This is a genomic window from Sphaerotilus sulfidivorans, assembly GCF_013426975.1.
Lineage (GTDB): Bacteria > Pseudomonadota > Gammaproteobacteria > Burkholderiales > Burkholderiaceae_C > Sphaerotilus > Sphaerotilus sulfidivorans.
On record NZ_JACCPY010000001.1, the window covers coordinates 205,510 to 221,535 of the forward strand.

Sequence of the window (16,026 nt, forward strand, 5' to 3'; positions counted from 1 at the left end):
CGGCGCTGTCCAATCACGTCGGTGAACCGCCCGATAGCGCCGGCGAATGATGCACCGCAGCATCGACCGCATCCGCGACATCGGCGCCGCCGAGGTCGACCGTCTCGCGCCACCAGCCGGCGTCGGCCACGCAGCCCAGCGCCGCCTGCTGCGCCAGCGACAGCCGCCCGCCCTGCGGCACCAGCAGGCCCATCTTCACCGTGACCTCCGGCTCGACCAGCGGCACGATCTCCAGCTGCGCATCGCGCCGGGCCTGGCCGGCCAGCACGCCGGGCATGATGCTGGCGGCCACCGCGCCCTCGGTCACCGCCAGCAGCAGCGCCAGCACCGAGTTGGTCTCGAAGACCGGCCGCACCGCCACGCCGGCCTGCGCGAAGGCTGCATCGACGATGTGGCGGTTGTGCATCTCCGGCGTCAGCAGCCCCAGCGGCAGCGCGGCGGCCTCGCGCCAGCGCAGCGGCACCACCCGGCGGACGCGGCCGCGGGCCGACGGATCACGCCGGCGCAGCAGCACATGGCGCTCGCGGTAGGACGCCGCCACCCGCGCGCGCACACCACGCGCCTCGATGCGCTCGGCATAGCCCAGCGCCAGGTCGATCGACAGCTCCTCCAGCCCGGTCTCGATCTCGGGCGAGCTGAGCGAGCGCAGCGTCGGGCGCAGCGCCGGATGCGCCGCACGCAGCCGCGCCACCAGCCGCGCGGCCACCGGCAGCGCGGTCGGCACGCAGGCCAGCAGCAGCGGCCCGCCGGGCGCGGCACGCGCCTGGCCCAGCTCCTGGCGCAGCGCCTCGCGCTCGTGCAGCATGCGGTGCGCGCTGGCCAGCACCCGCTCGCCCTCGGGCGTCAGGCCCTCGTACTGGCGGCCGCGGCGCACGATGGTCACGCCGAACTCCTGCTCGAGCGCGCGGATCGCGTTCGACAGCGCCGGCTGGGTGATGTGGCAGGCCTCGGCGGCGCGGCCGAAGTGGCGCGCCTGCGCCAGCGCGCTGAGGTAGCGCATCGCGTCGAGCAGGTTCATGGCGCAATTCTGAGGGCCGGCTTGCCGCTGCGGGTCAGTCCCGACGCCAGGATGTATCGCAACGCTATAGTCGGCGACCAAATCGAAAGAATCAGGAGCCCATGAAACCGTCCGCCCTTGCCTTTGCCCCTGAGCATCGCCGCCAGCGTCAGCGTCACGGCGGATGCCAGCGCCTGCTGCGCACGCTGGTGGCGCTGAGCCTGGTGACGGGCGGCCTGCTGGCCGGCGCGGCGCAGGCGGCCCCCGGCGGCGGCGCGGCCGAGGCAGGACCCGAGCGCATCGGCGGCAGCGGCAACGGCAGCCGCGGCGCGACCCTGCTCAGGGTTCACGCGACCCGCAGCCACATGCACTGTCCGCTGCCCGGGCGTCAGCAGCGCCTGATCGGCATCGACTCGCCGGCCGAGTGGGAGGACACCATCGAGCAGCAGGGCGAGGTCGCCGCGCTCGGCCGCAAGGTGCGCTGGAGCCGCGAGCGGGTGATCGTCTTCGCTGCCGACATGCAGGGCCGCCAGGCCGAGGCGGTGCGGCTGGAGTCGCCGGCGCGGGTGATCCGCCTCAGCGGCGGCGTGCTCTACTGGCCGGTGCGCAAGCGCACCCTGGACGATCAGCCGCCGCGCCAGGTGCGACCCTGCGTGATGGCCATCATCGACCGCGCCTTCTGGCACCGCATCCGGGTGGTGCCGACGCGGCCGCTGTGAGCGCCGATCAGGTCGACTTCGAGATGGTGATCGTCGGGAACTTCGACGAGTAGTCCTTGGCCTTGTCGGCGATGCGGATCGCGATGCCGCGCGCCACCGAGCGGTACAGCGCGGCGATCTCGCCATCGGGCTCGGCCACCACCGTCGGGCAGCCGGCATCGGCCTGCTGGCGGATCGACAGGTTCAGCGGCAGGCTGCCCAAATGGGCCAGACCGTACTCCTCGGCCATGCGCTTGCCGCCGTCGGCGCCGAAGATGTGCTCGACGTGACCGCAGTTCGGGCAGCAGTAGACCGCCATGTTCTCGACCACGCCCAGGATCGGCACGCTGACCTTCTCGAACATCTTCAGGCCCTTCTTCGCGTCGAGCAGCGCGATGTCCTGCGGCGTGGTGACGATGACCGCACCGGTGACCGGCACCTTCTGCGCCAGCGTCAGCTGGATGTCGCCGGTGCCCGGCGGCATGTCGACGATCAGGTAGTCGAGATCCTTCCAGTTGGTCTGGCGCAGCAGCTGCTCCAGCGCCTGGGTGGCCATCGGGCCGCGCCAGATCATGGCCTGGTCGTTGTCGACCAGGAAGCCGATCGACATCACCTGGATGCCGTGGCCGACCAGCGGCTCCATCGTCTTGCCGTCGTAGCTCTCGGGCCGGGCGCCGGTGATGCCCAGCATCGTCGGCTGGCTCGGACCGTAGATGTCGGCATCGACGATGCCCACGGTGGCGCCCTCGGCGGCCAGCGCCAGCGCCAGGTTGACGGCGGTCGTGCTCTTGCCGACGCCGCCCTTGCCCGAGGCGACCGCCACGATGTTCTTGACGCCCGGCAGCAGCTGGACACCGCGCTGCACCGCATGCGCGGTGACCTTCCAGCCGACGTTGGCGCTGACATTGCCGACGCCGGGCAGCGTGCGCACCGCCTCGATCAGCGCACGGCGCAGGCCGTCGACCTGGCTGCGGGCCGGATAGCCCAGCTCGACCTCGAAGGAGACATCGCTGCCCTCGACCTTCAGGTTGCGCAGCTGCTTGCCGGTGACGAAGTCCTTGCCGGTGTTGGGATCGATCACGGTCTGGATCGCGGCGCGGACGGTGTTCTCGTTCAGGGACATGACGGGAGGGCTTCGGGAGGGACGTCGAGGAAAGGCACGGGCGCACGGCTCACGGCGCGCCCGCGGCGGCGGTGCGCAAGTCTATCGCCACCCGGTTTCTCCCGCTGCGCTTGGCCTGGTAGAGCGCCTCGTCGGCCTCACGCAGCATCGCGATGCCGTCGGCCGCATCGCGCGGCACCCGGCAGCACAGCCCCAGGCTGGCGGTGACCGCCACCGGACCGGCCACGCTGTCGACCGGCCGCTCGGCGATCACCCGGCGGATGCGCTCGGCCAGGGCCTGCGCCTGCGGCGGGCGCAGATCGGGCAGCAGCGCGATGAACTCCTCGCCGCCATAGCGCGCCAGCAGCGCCTCGCCACCCTCCTGCCCTGCCAGCAGCATCGCCACGCGCCGGGCCACCTCGCGCAGGCAGTCGTCCCCGGCCGGGTGGCCGAGCGTGTCGTTGATGCGCTTGAAGTGATCGAGGTCGAGCAGAAGCACGCCCAGCGGCCCTGCGCTCGCGATCGCACGCTGGACCGCGCCGGCATGGCGCTCGTCGAAATGGCGCCGGTTGGCCACGCCGGTCAAGGCATCGGTGCGGCTGGCCTGCTCCAGGCGCCGGTTGAGCTGCTCGAGATCGCGGGTGCGCTCGGCCACCCGCTGCTCCAGCCGCTCGTTGGCGCGGCGCTGGGTGGCCATCGCCTCGGCCTGGGCCTGCTCGCGCAGCCGGCGCTCATGCTGCAGCCGCCCGGCCAGCGACAGCGACAGCAGGATGACCTCCAGCGCGGTGCCGACCTGGGTGGCATGCTCGGTCAGCCCGTTGCGCGGCAGCAGCCCGAACTTGCTGGCCGCCAGCACCAGGCCGCCCGCCAGCACCAGGAACCAGGCCAGCAGGAAGATGCGTGCCGGCGCAAAGCCCTCGCGGCCGCGCAGCGCCGACACCAGCAGCGCGCCGAACATCGCCACCACCGCGCAGCCGATCGCCAGCCGGATCGCCATCGGATAGGGCAGCACGAAGGCCGACAGCAGCGCCAGCAGGCACAGCCAGGCGGTGGCCTGCGGCAGCCGCAGCATCCAGCCGCCCCGGCGCGCCAGTGCCAGGAAATCGATCATGAAGAAGGACGCGCTGGTGACCGCCAGCGCCAGGAAGACCACGATCGCCCGGTCGTTCCACTGCGTTGCCTCGGGCCACAGGTACTGGAAGGCCAGCCCGCCGATCGAGGCCTGGAAGCTGGCGATCGCCGCCACCCACAGCACATACCAGAGGTAGACGCGCTCGCGCATCACCCGCCACAGGAAGAAGTTGTAGGCGAGCATGCCCAGCATCACGCCCAGATAGAGGCCCTGCACCAGCTGGTCGAGCTGCTCGCCGGCCAGGAAGGCCTGCTCGGTCCACAGCCGGGCCGGCAACTGCACCGCGCTGCTGGTGTGCACCCGCACCAGGGCCCGCACCGCCTCCTGGCCGGGCGCGGCACGCGGCAGCGGCACGATGAAGTGGCGATGCGGCACCGGACGCTGGCCGAAGGGCTGCTTGTCGCCCAGCCGCCAGTGGCCGCGCTCGACCCCGTCGCGGTCGAACAGCCGGATCTCGACCTGGTCCAGCACCGGATAGGCCAGCTCCAGCTGGCTCCAGCGCCCGCCGCCGGGCGGCGGATCCCAGCGCAGGTCGAACCACCAGACCGCGTCGGAGTAGCCCAGATTGGGTGCGCCGGCCGGCAGCGCCCGCCAGCCCGGCGCGGCCAGCACCCGCGCGGCATCGAGTGCGCCGGCGGCATCCTCCAGCACCCGCATCGTCGGCTCGGTCGGCGAGGCCGCCGGCACGGCGCGTGCCGGCAGCGGCAGCGGCACCAGCAGCAACACCAGCAGCGCCAGCAGGAGCCCGGGCAGCAGACGCGGCGCCGGCCACGACCGCACCGCCGAGCCCCGAGGGCCGACACCCGCCATCCCGCCTGATCGACTCCAAACTGCCATCGACACCTTCCCGCGACCGGCCCGATTGGACCTGCAGCCGGCGCGGTGAAATCGGCCGATGACCGGGGCGATCAGCCGCCGTCTCGGCCGCCGTCTCGGACTTCAGCGCGGGGCGGTGCGCGGATCCAGGGTGGCGTCGATCGCCACGTCGCCGTCGGCCAGCGCGACGCAGGGCAAGGTCCAGCCGCCCTCGGCGCGCTCCTCCGGGCTCAGGCCGGGCCAGTCGACGCGGTAGCGCAGATGGGCCTCGCCGGCCGTGACCCGGCACAGGCAGACACGGCAGGTGCCGTTGCGGCAGGCGCTGCGCAGCCGCAGGCCGGCGGCGCGCGCGGCCTCCAGCAGCGACTGGCCCGGCGCCAACGGCACGCACCGACCCAGGGCGGTCAGCGTCAGCACCGGGGCGGGAGAGGTCGGCGAAGGCGTCATGCGGCGACGATATCAGGGACGGCGCCCTAGAATCGACGGCTTTCCGACACGCCACCGCCTCAAGCGGCGCCACGAGCGCCCACGGACGCCACCATGACCCGCCAGCTCTTCGTCACCACCGCCCTGCCCTACGCCAACGGCAAGTTCCACATCGGCCACATCATGGAGTACATCCAGGCCGACATCTGGGTGCGGTTCCAGCGCATGCGGGGCCACCAGGTGCACTTCGTCGGCGCCGACGACGCGCACGGCGCGCCGATCATGATCGCCGCCGAGAAGGCCGGCAAGACGCCGCAGCAGTTCGTCGCCGACATCGCCGCCGGCCGCAAGGAATACCTCGACGGCTTCCACATCTCGTTCGACAACTGGCATTCGACCGACGGCGTCGAGAACCACGAGCTGGCGCAGGACATCTACCGCGGCCTGCGCGACAACGGCCTGATCGAGGTCCGCGCGATCGAGCAGTTCTTCGACCCCGAGAAGGGCATGTTCCTGCCCGACCGCTTCATCAAGGGCGAGTGCCCGAAGTGCGGCGCGAAGGACCAGTACGGCGACTCCTGCGAGTCCTGCGGCGCGGTCTACAGCCCGACCGAGCTGAAGAACCCGTACTCGGCGCTGTCGGGCGCCACGCCGGTGCTCAAGACCAGCGACCACTACTTCTTCAGGCTGTCGGACCCGCGCTGCGTCGAATTCCTGCAGAACTGGACCACCGAGCCGGGCAAGCTCCAGCCCGAGGTGCTCAACAAGATCAAGGAATGGTTCACCAAGGATGAAGAGGGCCAGGGCGGCCTGGGCGACTGGGACATCAGCCGCGACGCACCCTACTTCGGCATCGAGATCCCGGACGCGCCGGGCAAGTTCTTCTATGTCTGGCTGGACGCGCCGATCGGCTACCTGGCCTCGCTGAAGAACTGGTTCGACAAGGGCGGCCCGGCCGCGAAGTACGGCGACACCCGCAGCTTCGCCGAATTCATGGCCTCGCCCGACATCGAGCAGTACCACTTCATCGGCAAGGACATCACCTACTTCCACACGCTGTTCTGGCCCGCGACGCTGCACTTCAGCGGCCGCAGGACGCCGACCAACGTCTTCGTGCACGGCTTCATGACCGTCAACAACGGCGAGAAGATGAGCAAGAGCCGCGGCACCGGGCTCGATCCGCTGAAGTACCTGTCGCTGGGCATGAACGCCGAGTGGCTGCGCTACTACATCGCCGCCAAGCTCAACTCGCATGTCGAGGACGTCGACTTCAACCGCGACGACTTCACCGCCCGCGTCAATGCCGACCTGATCGGCAAGTACGTCAACATCGCCTCGCGCGCGGCCGGCTTCATCGCCAAGCGCTTCGGCGGCCGGCTCAGCGCCGATGTCGGCGTCGAGGGCCGCGTGCTGCTCGACACGCTGCGCGCGCACCGCGACACGGTGACCGGCCTGTACGAGGCGCGCGAGTTCGGCAAGGTGCTGCGCGAGATCATGGCGCTGGCCGATCGCGTCAACGAGTACGTCGACCAGAACAAGCCCTGGGAGATCGCCAAGCAGGCCGGCCAGGATGCGGTGCTGCAGGACGTCTGCACCGTCTGCATCGAGGCCTTCCGCCTGCTGACCATCTACCTGAAGCCGGTGCTGCCGGCGCTGGCCGCGCAGGTCGAGGCCTTCCTGCAGGTCGAGCCGCTGGACTTCCACGCCACCGAGCGCGCGCTGGGCGCACATGCCATCGGCAGCTATCAGCACCTGATGCAGCGCGTCGATCCGAAGCTGCTCGAAGAGCTCTTCGCCGCGCCCGAGCCCGAGAAGGTCATTCCCGGCGGCGAGGACATCGCGCCCGAGATCAAGATCGACGACTTCACCAAGGTCGATCTGCGCATCGCCAGGATCGTCAAGGCCGAGACGGTGGACGGCTCGACCAAGCTGCTGCGCCTGACGCTCGACGCCGGCGAGGGTCGCACGCGCAACGTCTTCAGCGGCATCGCCAGCGCCTACAAGCCGGAAGACCTGGAAGGCAAGCTGACCGTGATGGTGGCCAATCTCGCGCCGCGCAAGATGAAGTTCGGCGTCAGCGAAGGCATGGTGCTGGCCGCCAGCCATGCCGACGAGAAGGCGAACCCCGGCGTCTTCGTGCTGGAGCCCTTCCCCGGCGCGCAGCCGGGCATGCGCGTGCGCTGAGCGGCGCCCCCGCTGCCGCCCCGCTCAGCGCACCAGCGGCAGCAGCGCCCGGAAGTCCGCGGTGCCGGCGCGCTCCAGCCACTCGTAGATCACCATCTCGGTGGTGACGATCTCGGCGCCGTGGCGGGCCAGCCGCGCCAGGCCCGCCTCCCGGTTCGCCCGGGTGCGCGAGGAACTGGCGTCGGCCACCACCGCCAGCGCGAAGCCCGCCTCGAGCAGGCCCAGGCCGGTCTGCAGCACGCAGATGTGCGCCTCCATGCCGGTCAGGACGATCTGGCGGCGCCCGAAGCCGCGCAGCCGCTCGAGAAAGCCCGGCTCGCGGGTCGCGCCGAAGTGGATCTTCTCGATCACCGTGGCGCCGGCCGCGGCCATCGGCGCCTGCAGCGGCTCGACCGTCGCGCCCAGGCCCTGCGGATAGTGCTCGGTCACGAGCACCGGCACCTGCAGAGGCTGCGCCGCCTGCAGCAGCCGGCGGTTGTTCTCCACCGCCGCCGCGCCCTCGTCGATCGCCGGCGCCAGCCGCGCCTGCACGTCGACCACCAGCAGCAGCGAGCGCCGCGCGTCCACCGTCGTCTGCATCATGCCTGTCCTTTCCGCTGTCCTGCCGTGATCGGACTATGCTGCACTGCCGCGCCCCTTGCGGCCCATCCGTGATTCCTCCAATGATTTCTCCAGTTCCAGGAGACTGAACATGTTCAAGAAGCTGGCCTCCGAGGCCCTCGGCCTGAGCGACATCGGCACCATCATCCAGCCCAAGGACTACGGCAGCGTCGACGCCGACGACTACCTCTTCCACGAGGACGGCGAGAAGATCTTCTTCCTGATCAAGTCGCGCAAGGACGAGTACTGCTTCACCAACCTGGCGCTGATCCATGTCGACGGCGACTCGGCCGTCTCGTCCAAGCGCACCATCAAGCGCCACGACTACGCCGACTCGGTCATCGAGCGCGTCACCATCGAGACCGCCGGCACTGTCGACATGGACGTGGAGCTGAAGTTCTCGATCGGCGGCACCGCCTTCAGCATCGATGTGCGCAAGCAGTTCCTCGAGCAGCTGAAGGACGTCTACAAGGCGCTGATCGCGATCGGCCGGCTGCAGGCGCGCGACGAGGAAAGCCGCAGCAACGCCTTCAAGGTGCTCGGCGCGATGTCGTCGATGTACCGCATCGGCCAGGTCGGCCTGCCGCGCGACCTGCCCGACCAGTTCAACGCGCTGCTCGACAACCTCAACGAGGCGGTGCTGGTGCGCCACGCCCGACGCGACTTCGGCGAGGTGTTCGGGCGCTACATCCACGCCTGAACGGCACGCATCAGGATCGTCTGACCGCAGCCGGCGCACGCCGGCAGGCCTCGGAGCAGTACTTCACCTCGTCCCAGCAGCGCGCCCAGGCGCGCCGCCAGCTCATCTCGCGTCCGCAGGCGGCACAGGGCTTGCTGGGCAGGCTGGACTTGTTGCCGCGAAAGCCGCGCGGCGATGACGAGGAAGGCGAACGCGAGGACATGAGCGATCCGGAGACAAGGCAGCCATCGTCGGCGATCCAGTCCGTGCCCGCACCGGCACGCGCGCATTCACCGATCCGCAGCCGCACCATCGCGATGCACAATCGCGACACCATGCACGCGGTTCCCCGCCCGAAAGACGCCGTCCGGCCCCTGAGCCGGCGCCGGCGCTTCATCGCGCTGCGCCACCACTGCGGCCCGCCCGCACGCACGCTCTCCTGATCGCCCCCGCGCCTTCCGCCCGCCGCGCTGGACGCGCGCCCGGCCCAGGCTCCGTTCCGTCTCCGGAGTGCCCGCGTGAATTCCCGTTCCCTGTCCGACACCCTGTCCGGTGTGCTCGCCACCCTGCCCGAGCGGCTGCACCGCTTTCGTCCCCGGCTGCTCGACAGCCTGCGCGGCTATGACCGCGGCCGCTTCCTGACCGACCTGGGCGCAGGCGCCACGGTGGGCATCGTCGCGCTGCCGCTGGCGATGGCCTTCGCGATCGCCAGCGGCGTCAAGCCCGAGCAAGGCCTGTACACCGCGATCATCGCCGGCTTCCTGATCTCGCTGCTGGGCGGATCGAGCGTGCAGATCGGCGGGCCGGCCGGCGCCTTCATCGTCATCGTCTTCGGCATCATCGAGCGCCACGGTCTGGCCAACCTGCTGATCGCGACGATGCTGGCCGGCGTGCTGCTGTTCCTGATGGGGCTGCTGAAACTGGGCGCGCTGGTGCGCTACATCCCGGTGTCGATCGTCATCGGCTTCACCAACGGCATCGCGGTGCTGATCGCGCTGTCGCAGCTGCGCGACCTGTTCGGACTGGACATCGCGAAGATGCCCGCCGACTTCTTCGCACAGATCCACACGCTGTGGCTGCACCGCGAGAGCTTCAACCCCTGGGCCTTCGGCCTGGGCAGCGTCTGCCTGGCCGGACTGTTCGTCTGGGCACGGATCTTCAAGCCGGGAACCTTCCTGCCGCGCGAGATCGTCGAGGGCCGCAGCGCCCGGGTGGTCTCGCGCCTGCCCGGCCCGATCGTCGCGCTGGTCACGCTGACCGCCTTCAGCACGCTGCTGGGGCTGCCGGTGGAGACGATCGGCTCGCGCTTCGGCGGCATTCCGCAGTCGCTGCCCGGCTTCGAGCCGCCGGACTTCGACTGGGCCACCGCCAAGCAGCTGCTGATGCCCACGCTGACCATCGCGCTGCTGGGCGCGATCGAGTCGCTCCTGTGCGCGCGGGTGGCCGACAACATGATCGACGCGCCCCGCCACGACCCCAACCAGGAGCTGATGGCCCAGGGCGTGGCCAATGTGGTCGTGCCCTTCTTCGGCGGCATTCCGGCCACCGGCACCATCGCGCGCACCGTGACGAATGTGCGCGCCGGCGCCACCTCGCCGGTGGCGGGCATGCTGCACGCGCTGATCCTGCTGCTGATCATGCTGGCGGCCGCACCGCTGGCGCTGCATGTGCCGCTGGCGGTGCTGGCCGGCATCCTGCTGTTCGTCGCCTGGAACATGGGCGAGTGGCATGAGTTCGCGCGGCTGCGGCATTTCAGGCTGCCCTACCGCGCGGTGCTGCTGGGCACCTTTTTCCTGACGGTGATCTTCGACCTGACGGTGGCGGTCGAGGTCGGGCTGCTGCTGGCCTGCGGCTTCTTCATCTGGCGCATGAGCCAGCTCTTCCGCATCGAGCGCCTGGCGCCGGATCCCGAGATCGACGCCACCACCTTCCAGGACACCCTGCCCGGCGCCCAGGCCGGCATCGAGGTGCACAGCCTCTACGGCTCGCTGTTCTTCGGCGCGATCGGTCAGGTCGAGACACTGGCAGAGCGGCTGCGCCCCGACACCCGGGTGCTGGTGCTGGAGATGCACCGGCTGATCTCGGTCGACACCTCCGGCGTCGACGCGCTGGTGCAGCTGCACCGCCAGCTGCAGCGCCGCGGCGTGCGGCTGATCGTCGCGGCGCTCAACACGCAGCCGCGCTCGCTGCTGGAGCGCTCGGGCTTCGTCGCGCAGCTGGGAACCCATGGCGTGGCGCCCAGCCTCGGCGCGGCGATGGAAGCCGCGGCCCTGGCCTGCGCCGCCGCCCCCGCTACCATGCGCGCACCATGAAACTTGCCACCTGGAACGTCAACTCGCTGTCGGTGCGGCTGCCGCAGCTGCTCGACTGGCTCGCCGCCGCCACGCCCGACATCGTCGTGCTGCAGGAAACCAAGCTGAACGACGACAAGTTCCCCGCCGACGCGCTGCAGGCCGCCGGCTACGACTGCGCGTGGTTCGGCCAGAAGACCTACAACGGCGTGGCGCTGCTGGCCCGCTCAGGCCTGTCGATCACCGAGGTCACCCGCAACATTCCCGGCCTCGACGATCCGCAGGCGCGCGTGATCGCCGCGACGGTCGGAGGCCTGCGCATCGTCGGCGCCTATTTCCCCAACGGTCAGGCGCCGGACTCGGAGAAGTTCGTCTACAAGCGGGCGTGGCTGGCCGCGCTGCAGCGCTGGCTGGCGCAGGAGCTGGACGCGCATCCGGCGCTGGCACTGATGGGCGACTTCAACATCGCGCCGGAGGACCGCGACGTGCACGATCCGGTCGCCTGGGCCGGCCAGATCCACTGCACCGACGAGGAGCGCGCCGCCTTCCGGGCGCTGCTCGACCTGGGCCTGAGCGATGCGTTCCGCCTGTTCGAGCAGCCCGAGCGCAGCTGGAGCTGGTGGGACTACCGCAACCTGGCGTTCCGCCGCAACCAGGGCCTGCGCATCGACCACATCCTGCTGAGCGCGCCGCTGGCCGCACGCGCCTCGGCCTGCGGCATCGACCGCGGCCCGCGCCGCAACGAGCGCCCGAGCGATCACGCACCGGTCTGGGTGACGCTGCGATAGCGGCAACAAAAAAGGCGCCCCGCAGGGCGCCTGTCAATTCATGCCGGGAGAAGAACGGTCAGAAGGCGCTCAGGCGCGCTTGCCGTTCATGCGACGGCGGTTCATCAGGCCGAGTGCACCCAGACCGGCGAGCATCATCGCGTAGGTCTCGGGCTCCGGCACCACCGCAGCGACCGTCACGTTGTCGACGGTCAGCGAGTTGCTGAAGGTCGGCGGCAGCACGGTCGAGCCGAAGTACAGGCGATAGACATCACCGGTATTGAGCGAGTAGGCAGCCGACTGCAGCGTGGTCTCGGTGGCCTGCTGCACGAAGACGCGGTCCAGCTCGACGTTGGTGGAAGCGTTGTACAGCAAGTAGTAGCCATCGCCGACCGCATCGAAGCTGAGTTCATAGTCGCCGGCGGTGGTCACCTGGAAGGCAGACCAGATGACGTCGCCACCGTTGACACGAGCCGCCTGGTCGCCAGCCACGTCGACGATCGACGAGGTGCCGCTGTACGAGCCCCACTGGAGATTGTTCCAGCCCTGGGTGGCCGAGATGTTGGCGAAGTTCTCGAAGCCGCCCGTGGCGACATTCGACAGCTCGAAGTCGCCGTTGGCGATCACGTTCTGGGCCTGGGCACCGGCGGTGGCACCGATCGCCAGCAGGGCGACGGCGGCGGAAAGAATGGACTTGCGCATGAGGAATACTCCAGTCGAAGCGGGTTGGATGAGATGCAAACCCCTCTCGGGGCCGAGAAAGCACCATTTGCAGTCTAGGGTCCTGTCCCGGACAGCGATCGAAGATTAAGGCGAATGGAGATTCCCATCTCCCCCGCAAACTGATGCCAACCCATGAACAGGGGTCGGTCAAATATCATCCACCCACCCTTAAAAACCACCCCATCCGAGGGATCAAGTCAATCCAGGATATTATTCTTTCACTCAGGAAACCCTGAAACAAAACCCCTCGGCTCTGCGCCAGAAATAAAAACCCCCCGGACGCGGGCCCGGGGGGTGGAGGCGAGAACAACCGCACACCTGCCGCACGCGAGTGCGGCGGGTGGGTCAGGCAGGCATCAGGCCTTGCCGCCGAGGCGACGGCGGCGGCTCATCATGCCCAGCGCGCCCAGGCCGGCGAGCATCATCGCGTAGGTCTCGGGCTCCGGCACCGCTGCGGCCACCGACACGTTGTCGATGTTCAGCGTCGGGTGGAAGTCCGGCGGGGTGACCATGCCGCCGAAGTAGATCTTGTACGACTCGCCGGCCACCAGGTTCGCGCTGGCGGTCTGGCTGGTCCAGGCGGCCGACGGGGTGACGAAGGAGTAGTCGACGATCGACGGCGTCCAGCCGGCACCGGTCAGGCCCCAGATGCCACCGCCCGAGTAGTCGAAGCTGATGTCGTAGGTGCCGGTCACGGTGGCGGTGAAACCCGCGTACAGGATGTCGCCGGTGGCGATCTGGGCGAACTGCTCGCCCGCGACGTCGACCAGCTTGGTCACGCCGGTGCCGCCGGAGTAGTAGCCCCACTGCAGGTTGCCGAAGCCGACGGTGCTGACCTGCTCGAAGGTGCCGGTGGCCAGGTCGGGGTTGTCGAAGGTGCCGTTGGCGACCAGGTTGGTGGACGCGTGAGCGGCGGTGGCGGCCAGCAGCGAGGCGGCCAGGGCGATGAAGGTCTTGCGCATGAAATGGTTCTCCCGGTATGGAAAGGCTCGCGATGGACAGCCGCGACCCGCCTGTTTCCGTGGAATCCCGGCCTGGACCGGCATCCGCGGGGCTGACGACAGTGCCCACGGAATGCAGCGTACGCCGCCCGATCCGGAAAATGCACCCATTTCTTGGCTTGACCCCGTGAACGCGGGAGAAACTCGGGCGCCGCCTGTGAATATGCCTCGGTCAGAAATCACCACCAGGCCCGGACAGCAGACAGCCATGGTGTTTTGCCACGACAGCCGCACGGGCGGCAGCGACACCGCGCCCCGTCCATCCCCTGGACAGGGTGATCCGGATTCAACCGTGACATGCTGCACGGAAAATACAGAATGACCCTTCATGCGGGGATTCATTCATCGCTGCCTTTTCGTGCGGCGATGGTATCCATCATTCCTCGTTCAACCGACATGACGCCGATGATGATCGATCTGTCCTTCCTGAGCCGCTCGGGCTTCGGCCGGCGCGGCCTGCCGGCGCTGCTGGCGGCCGTGCTGCTGGCGGCCGGCTGCTCGAGCACGCCGGAGCGCGGCCAGCGCGGCAAGCGGGTCGATCCGGCCGCACGCGACGGCGCGCCGGCACGCTGGCCCTTCGACCTGAACCAGGTGCCCGATGCCGAGCCCCGGGTCGAACCGCTGCGCCGGGGCGGGCCGAACAAGCCCTATCAGGTGCTCGGGCGCAGCTATGTGCCGATGACCACCGACGAGCCGCTGCGCGAAAGCGGCCTGGCCTCCTGGTACGGCACCAAGTTCCACGGCGCTCCCACCGCCAGCGGCGAGATCTACGACATGTACGCGATGACCGCCGCGCACCCGACGATGCCGCTGCCGAGCTATGCGCGGGTGCGCAATCCGCTCAACGGCCGCGAGGTGATCGTGCGGGTCAACGACCGCGGCCCCTTTCACCCAGGCCGCATCATCGACCTGTCCCTGAGCGCGGCGGTGCGGCTGGGCGTGGCCGGCGGGGTCAGCCCGGTCGAGGTCGAGCGGCTGACGCACGACGACATCCGCAGCGGCCGCTGGCAGCGCTGACGCGCCCGCCCAGCGCTTCAGCCCACCACCACCGGCTCGGGCTCCAGGCGGATGCCGAAGCGGCCGTAGACGCTTTCCTGGATCGCACGCGCCAGCGTGATGACCTCCGCGCCACGGGCGTCGCCGCGGTTGACCAGCACCAGCGCCTGCTTTTCATACACGCCCGCGCCGCCCACCGTCTTGCCCTTCCAGCCGCAGGCATCGATCAGCCAGCCGGCGGCAAGCTTGAAGCTGCCGTCGTCCATCGGGTAGTGCACCACATGCGGATCGCGCGCGATGATGTCGCGGCACTGCTCGGGCGTGACCACCGGATTCTTGAAGAAGCTGCCGGCATTGCCGATCACCGCCGGGTCCGGCAGCTTGGCGCGGCGCACCTGGCAAACCCAGTCGAAGATCTGGCGCGCGTCGGGCGCGGTGATGCCGGTTTCCTCGATCTTGCGCTGCAGGTCCAGATAGCCCAGCTCGGGGCGCCACGGCCGCGGCAGGCGCAGGCACACCCGGGTGATGACGCTTTTCCCCGCCAGCTCGTGCTTGAAGACGCTGTCGCGGTAGCCGAAGCGGCACAGCCGGCCGTCGAGCGTGAAGCCCCGGCCGGTGACCAGGTCGACGCCGTCGAGCGACTCGAAGCGGTCCTGCAGCTCCAGCCCGTAGGCGCCGATGTTCTGCACCGGCGCGGCGCCCGTCGTGCCGGGAATCAGCGCCAGATTCTCCAGCCCCGGCAGGCCCTGGTCGATGGTCCAGGCCACCAGCTCGTGCCACGGCACGCCGGCACCGGCCTCGACGATGAAGGCGTCGCTGCGGGTCTCCAGCAGCCGGATGCCGCCGATGGCCACCTTCAGCACCACCGCGGAGACATCGCGCGCCAGCACGATGTTGCTGCCGCCACCGAGCACGAACTTCGGCGCACGGCCGAACTCGGGATGATCGACGACGCGGCGCACGTCGGCCTCCTCGTCGATGTGGATCAGCGTCTGGGCGATGGCGGGCAGGCCGAAGGTGTTCCAGGCCCGCAGGTTGACGGCGGTTTCGATGCGCATGGCAGAATTTTCCCCTGTTTCCGAACCCCTTCGACGCCCGTCGTCCAGAAAGAGAACCCGCCATGCCCAGCTTCGACACCGTCCTCGAACCCGATCTCGTCGAGGTGCGCAATGCCATCGACCAGTCGAACAAGGAAATCAGCACCCGCTTCGACTTCAAGGGCAGCGATGCCAAGGTCGAGCTGAAGGACAAGGAGATCACGCTCTTCGCCGACAACGACCTGCAGCTGAAGAACGTCACCGACATCGTGCTGGGCAAGATGGCCAAGCGGGGCGTCGACATCCGCTTCCTCGACCTGACCGCCACGCCGGAAAAGATGAGCCATGACAAGCTCAAGCAGAAGGTGACCGTGAAGGCCGGCATCGAGAGCGATCTGGCCAAGAAGATCCAGAAGGCGATCAAGGACAGCAAGATGAAGGTCCAGGCCAGCATCCAGGGCGACACGGTGCGCGTGACCGGCGCCAAGCGCGACGACCTGCAGGCCGCGATGGCGCTGTTGAAGAAGACCGTCACCGAGGCGCCGCTGAGCTTCAACAACTTCCGCGACTGATGGAC

Annotated in this window: 17 protein-coding genes; 8 read left to right on the forward strand and 9 right to left on the reverse strand. The window is 69.5% G+C overall.

Features of this window, described 5'->3' with window-relative positions; genetic code table 11:
- Positions 1-13: 13 nt before the first annotated feature.
- Positions 14-1,018, reverse strand: a complete 1,005-nt coding sequence (locus HZU84_RS00880) for a LysR family transcriptional regulator (protein ID WP_149502827.1) — start codon at positions 1,016-1,018, stop codon at positions 14-16.
- 101 nt (positions 1,019-1,119) lie between these two features.
- Between HZU84_RS00880 and HZU84_RS00885 the strand changes: the two genes are divergently transcribed.
- Positions 1,120-1,716, forward strand: a complete 597-nt coding sequence (locus HZU84_RS00885) for a hypothetical protein (protein WP_149502826.1) — start codon at positions 1,120-1,122, stop codon at positions 1,714-1,716.
- 7 nt (positions 1,717-1,723) lie between these two features.
- Here the strand turns inward: HZU84_RS00885 and apbC are convergent, their stop codons facing one another.
- From apbC to HZU84_RS00900, 3 genes are all read right to left on the reverse strand, one after another.
- Positions 1,724-2,818, reverse strand: a complete 1,095-nt coding sequence (gene apbC / locus HZU84_RS00890) for an iron-sulfur cluster carrier protein ApbC (protein WP_149502825.1) — start codon at positions 2,816-2,818, stop codon at positions 1,724-1,726.
- A gap of 49 nt (positions 2,819-2,867) precedes the next feature.
- Positions 2,868-4,739, reverse strand: a complete 1,872-nt coding sequence (locus HZU84_RS00895) for a sensor domain-containing diguanylate cyclase (RefSeq protein WP_180692735.1) — start codon at positions 4,737-4,739, stop codon at positions 2,868-2,870.
- A gap of 129 nt (positions 4,740-4,868) precedes the next feature.
- Positions 4,869-5,192, reverse strand: coding sequence for a 2Fe-2S iron-sulfur cluster-binding protein (locus HZU84_RS00900; protein ID WP_149502823.1), 324 nt, complete (start codon positions 5,190-5,192; stop codon positions 4,869-4,871).
- Positions 5,193-5,285: 93 nt separating this feature from the next.
- Here HZU84_RS00900 and metG point away from each other — a divergent pair, with 93 nt between their 5' ends.
- A complete protein-coding gene (metG, locus tag HZU84_RS00905; RefSeq protein ID WP_149502822.1) occupies positions 5,286-7,355 on the forward strand; it encodes a methionine--tRNA ligase in 2,070 nt (689 codons plus the stop codon).
- Between the two features lie 24 nt (positions 7,356-7,379).
- Here metG and HZU84_RS00910 read toward each other — a convergent pair whose 3' ends face one another.
- On the reverse strand, positions 7,380-7,934 hold the full coding sequence (locus HZU84_RS00910) for an isochorismatase family protein (protein ID WP_219340809.1): 555 nt from the start codon (positions 7,932-7,934) through the stop codon (positions 7,380-7,382).
- A 112-nt stretch (positions 7,935-8,046) separates the two neighbouring features.
- On the opposite strand from HZU84_RS00910, the gene HZU84_RS00915 reads away from it, so the two are divergent.
- On the forward strand, positions 8,047-8,655 hold the full coding sequence (locus tag HZU84_RS00915) for a PH domain-containing protein (RefSeq protein ID WP_149502820.1): 609 nt from the start codon (positions 8,047-8,049) through the stop codon (positions 8,653-8,655).
- A 10-nt stretch (positions 8,656-8,665) separates the two neighbouring features.
- Here HZU84_RS00915 and HZU84_RS00920 read toward each other — a convergent pair whose 3' ends face one another.
- Positions 8,666-8,857 carry a DUF2256 domain-containing protein gene (locus tag HZU84_RS00920; RefSeq protein WP_149502819.1) on the reverse strand — a complete coding sequence of 64 codons (192 nt, stop codon included), beginning with the start codon at positions 8,855-8,857 and terminating at the stop codon, positions 8,666-8,668.
- On the opposite strand from HZU84_RS00920, the gene HZU84_RS00925 reads away from it, so the two are divergent.
- From HZU84_RS00925 to xth, 3 genes are all read left to right on the forward strand, one after another.
- On the forward strand, positions 8,856-9,077 hold the full coding sequence (locus tag HZU84_RS00925; RefSeq protein WP_149502818.1) for a hypothetical protein: 222 nt from the start codon (positions 8,856-8,858) through the stop codon (positions 9,075-9,077). The two genes, HZU84_RS00920 and HZU84_RS00925, sit on opposite strands and share 2 nt — an antisense overlap.
- Before the next feature lie 111 nt (positions 9,078-9,188).
- Positions 9,189-10,946: a SulP family inorganic anion transporter gene (locus HZU84_RS00930; RefSeq protein ID WP_244954498.1), complete on the forward strand. Its 1,758-nt coding sequence runs from the start codon at positions 9,189-9,191 to the stop codon at positions 10,944-10,946.
- On the forward strand, positions 10,943-11,713 hold the full coding sequence (xth, locus tag HZU84_RS00935) for an exodeoxyribonuclease III (RefSeq protein WP_149502817.1): 771 nt from the start codon (positions 10,943-10,945) through the stop codon (positions 11,711-11,713). Before HZU84_RS00930 ends, xth begins: the two co-directional genes overlap by 4 nt.
- 69 nt (positions 11,714-11,782) lie before the next feature.
- On the opposite strand, the gene HZU84_RS20370 is transcribed toward xth, so the two are convergent.
- Complete coding sequence (locus HZU84_RS20370; RefSeq protein WP_149502816.1) at positions 11,783-12,394, reverse strand: PEP-CTERM sorting domain-containing protein; 612 nt, start codon at positions 12,392-12,394, stop codon at positions 11,783-11,785.
- Positions 12,395-12,771: 377 nt separating this feature from the next.
- A complete protein-coding gene (locus HZU84_RS20250) occupies positions 12,772-13,377 on the reverse strand; it encodes a PEP-CTERM sorting domain-containing protein (RefSeq protein WP_219340810.1) in 606 nt (201 codons plus the stop codon).
- A 444-nt stretch (positions 13,378-13,821) separates the two neighbouring features.
- On the opposite strand from HZU84_RS20250, the gene HZU84_RS00950 reads away from it, so the two are divergent.
- On the forward strand, positions 13,822-14,433 hold the full coding sequence (locus HZU84_RS00950; protein WP_244954424.1) for a septal ring lytic transglycosylase RlpA family protein: 612 nt from the start codon (positions 13,822-13,824) through the stop codon (positions 14,431-14,433).
- A 17-nt stretch (positions 14,434-14,450) separates the two neighbouring features.
- Here HZU84_RS00950 and murB read toward each other — a convergent pair whose 3' ends face one another.
- Positions 14,451-15,470, reverse strand: coding sequence for a UDP-N-acetylmuramate dehydrogenase (gene murB, locus HZU84_RS00955; RefSeq protein WP_149502815.1), 1,020 nt, complete (start codon positions 15,468-15,470; stop codon positions 14,451-14,453).
- 62 nt (positions 15,471-15,532) lie between these two features.
- Here murB and HZU84_RS00960 point away from each other — a divergent pair, with 62 nt between their 5' ends.
- On the forward strand, positions 15,533-16,021 hold the full coding sequence (locus HZU84_RS00960) for a YajQ family cyclic di-GMP-binding protein (protein ID WP_149502814.1): 489 nt from the start codon (positions 15,533-15,535) through the stop codon (positions 16,019-16,021).
- Positions 16,022-16,026 lie beyond the last annotated feature (5 nt).

Coding starts and splice junctions, on each gene's coding strand:
- HZU84_RS00880 (WP_149502827.1), bottom strand. CDS start 1,018: ATGAACCTGCTCGACGCGATGCGCTACCTCAGCGCGCTGGCGCAGGCG.
- HZU84_RS00885 (WP_149502826.1), top strand. CDS start 1,120: ATGAAACCGTCCGCCCTTGCCTTTGCCCCTGAGCATCGCCGCCAGCGT.
- apbC (WP_149502825.1), bottom strand. CDS start 2,818: ATGTCCCTGAACGAGAACACCGTCCGCGCCGCGATCCAGACCGTGATC.
- HZU84_RS00895 (WP_180692735.1), bottom strand. CDS start 4,739: ATGGCGGGTGTCGGCCCTCGGGGCTCGGCGGTGCGGTCGTGGCCGGCG.
- HZU84_RS00900 (WP_149502823.1), bottom strand. CDS start 5,192: ATGACGCCTTCGCCGACCTCTCCCGCCCCGGTGCTGACGCTGACCGCC.
- metG (WP_149502822.1), top strand. CDS start 5,286: ATGACCCGCCAGCTCTTCGTCACCACCGCCCTGCCCTACGCCAACGGC.
- HZU84_RS00910 (WP_219340809.1), bottom strand. CDS start 7,934: ATGCAGACGACGGTGGACGCGCGGCGCTCGCTGCTGCTGGTGGTCGAC.
- HZU84_RS00915 (WP_149502820.1), top strand. CDS start 8,047: ATGTTCAAGAAGCTGGCCTCCGAGGCCCTCGGCCTGAGCGACATCGGC.
- HZU84_RS00925 (WP_149502818.1), top strand. CDS start 8,856: ATGAGCGATCCGGAGACAAGGCAGCCATCGTCGGCGATCCAGTCCGTG.
- HZU84_RS00920 (WP_149502819.1), bottom strand. CDS start 8,857: ATGTCCTCGCGTTCGCCTTCCTCGTCATCGCCGCGCGGCTTTCGCGGC.
- xth (WP_149502817.1), top strand. CDS start 10,943: ATGAAACTTGCCACCTGGAACGTCAACTCGCTGTCGGTGCGGCTGCCG.
- HZU84_RS20370 (WP_149502816.1), bottom strand. CDS start 12,394: ATGCGCAAGTCCATTCTTTCCGCCGCCGTCGCCCTGCTGGCGATCGGT.
- HZU84_RS20250 (WP_219340810.1), bottom strand. CDS start 13,377: ATGCGCAAGACCTTCATCGCCCTGGCCGCCTCGCTGCTGGCCGCCACC.
- HZU84_RS00950 (WP_244954424.1), top strand. CDS start 13,822: ATGATGATCGATCTGTCCTTCCTGAGCCGCTCGGGCTTCGGCCGGCGC.
- murB (WP_149502815.1), bottom strand. CDS start 15,470: ATGCGCATCGAAACCGCCGTCAACCTGCGGGCCTGGAACACCTTCGGC.
- HZU84_RS00960 (WP_149502814.1), top strand. CDS start 15,533: ATGCCCAGCTTCGACACCGTCCTCGAACCCGATCTCGTCGAGGTGCGC.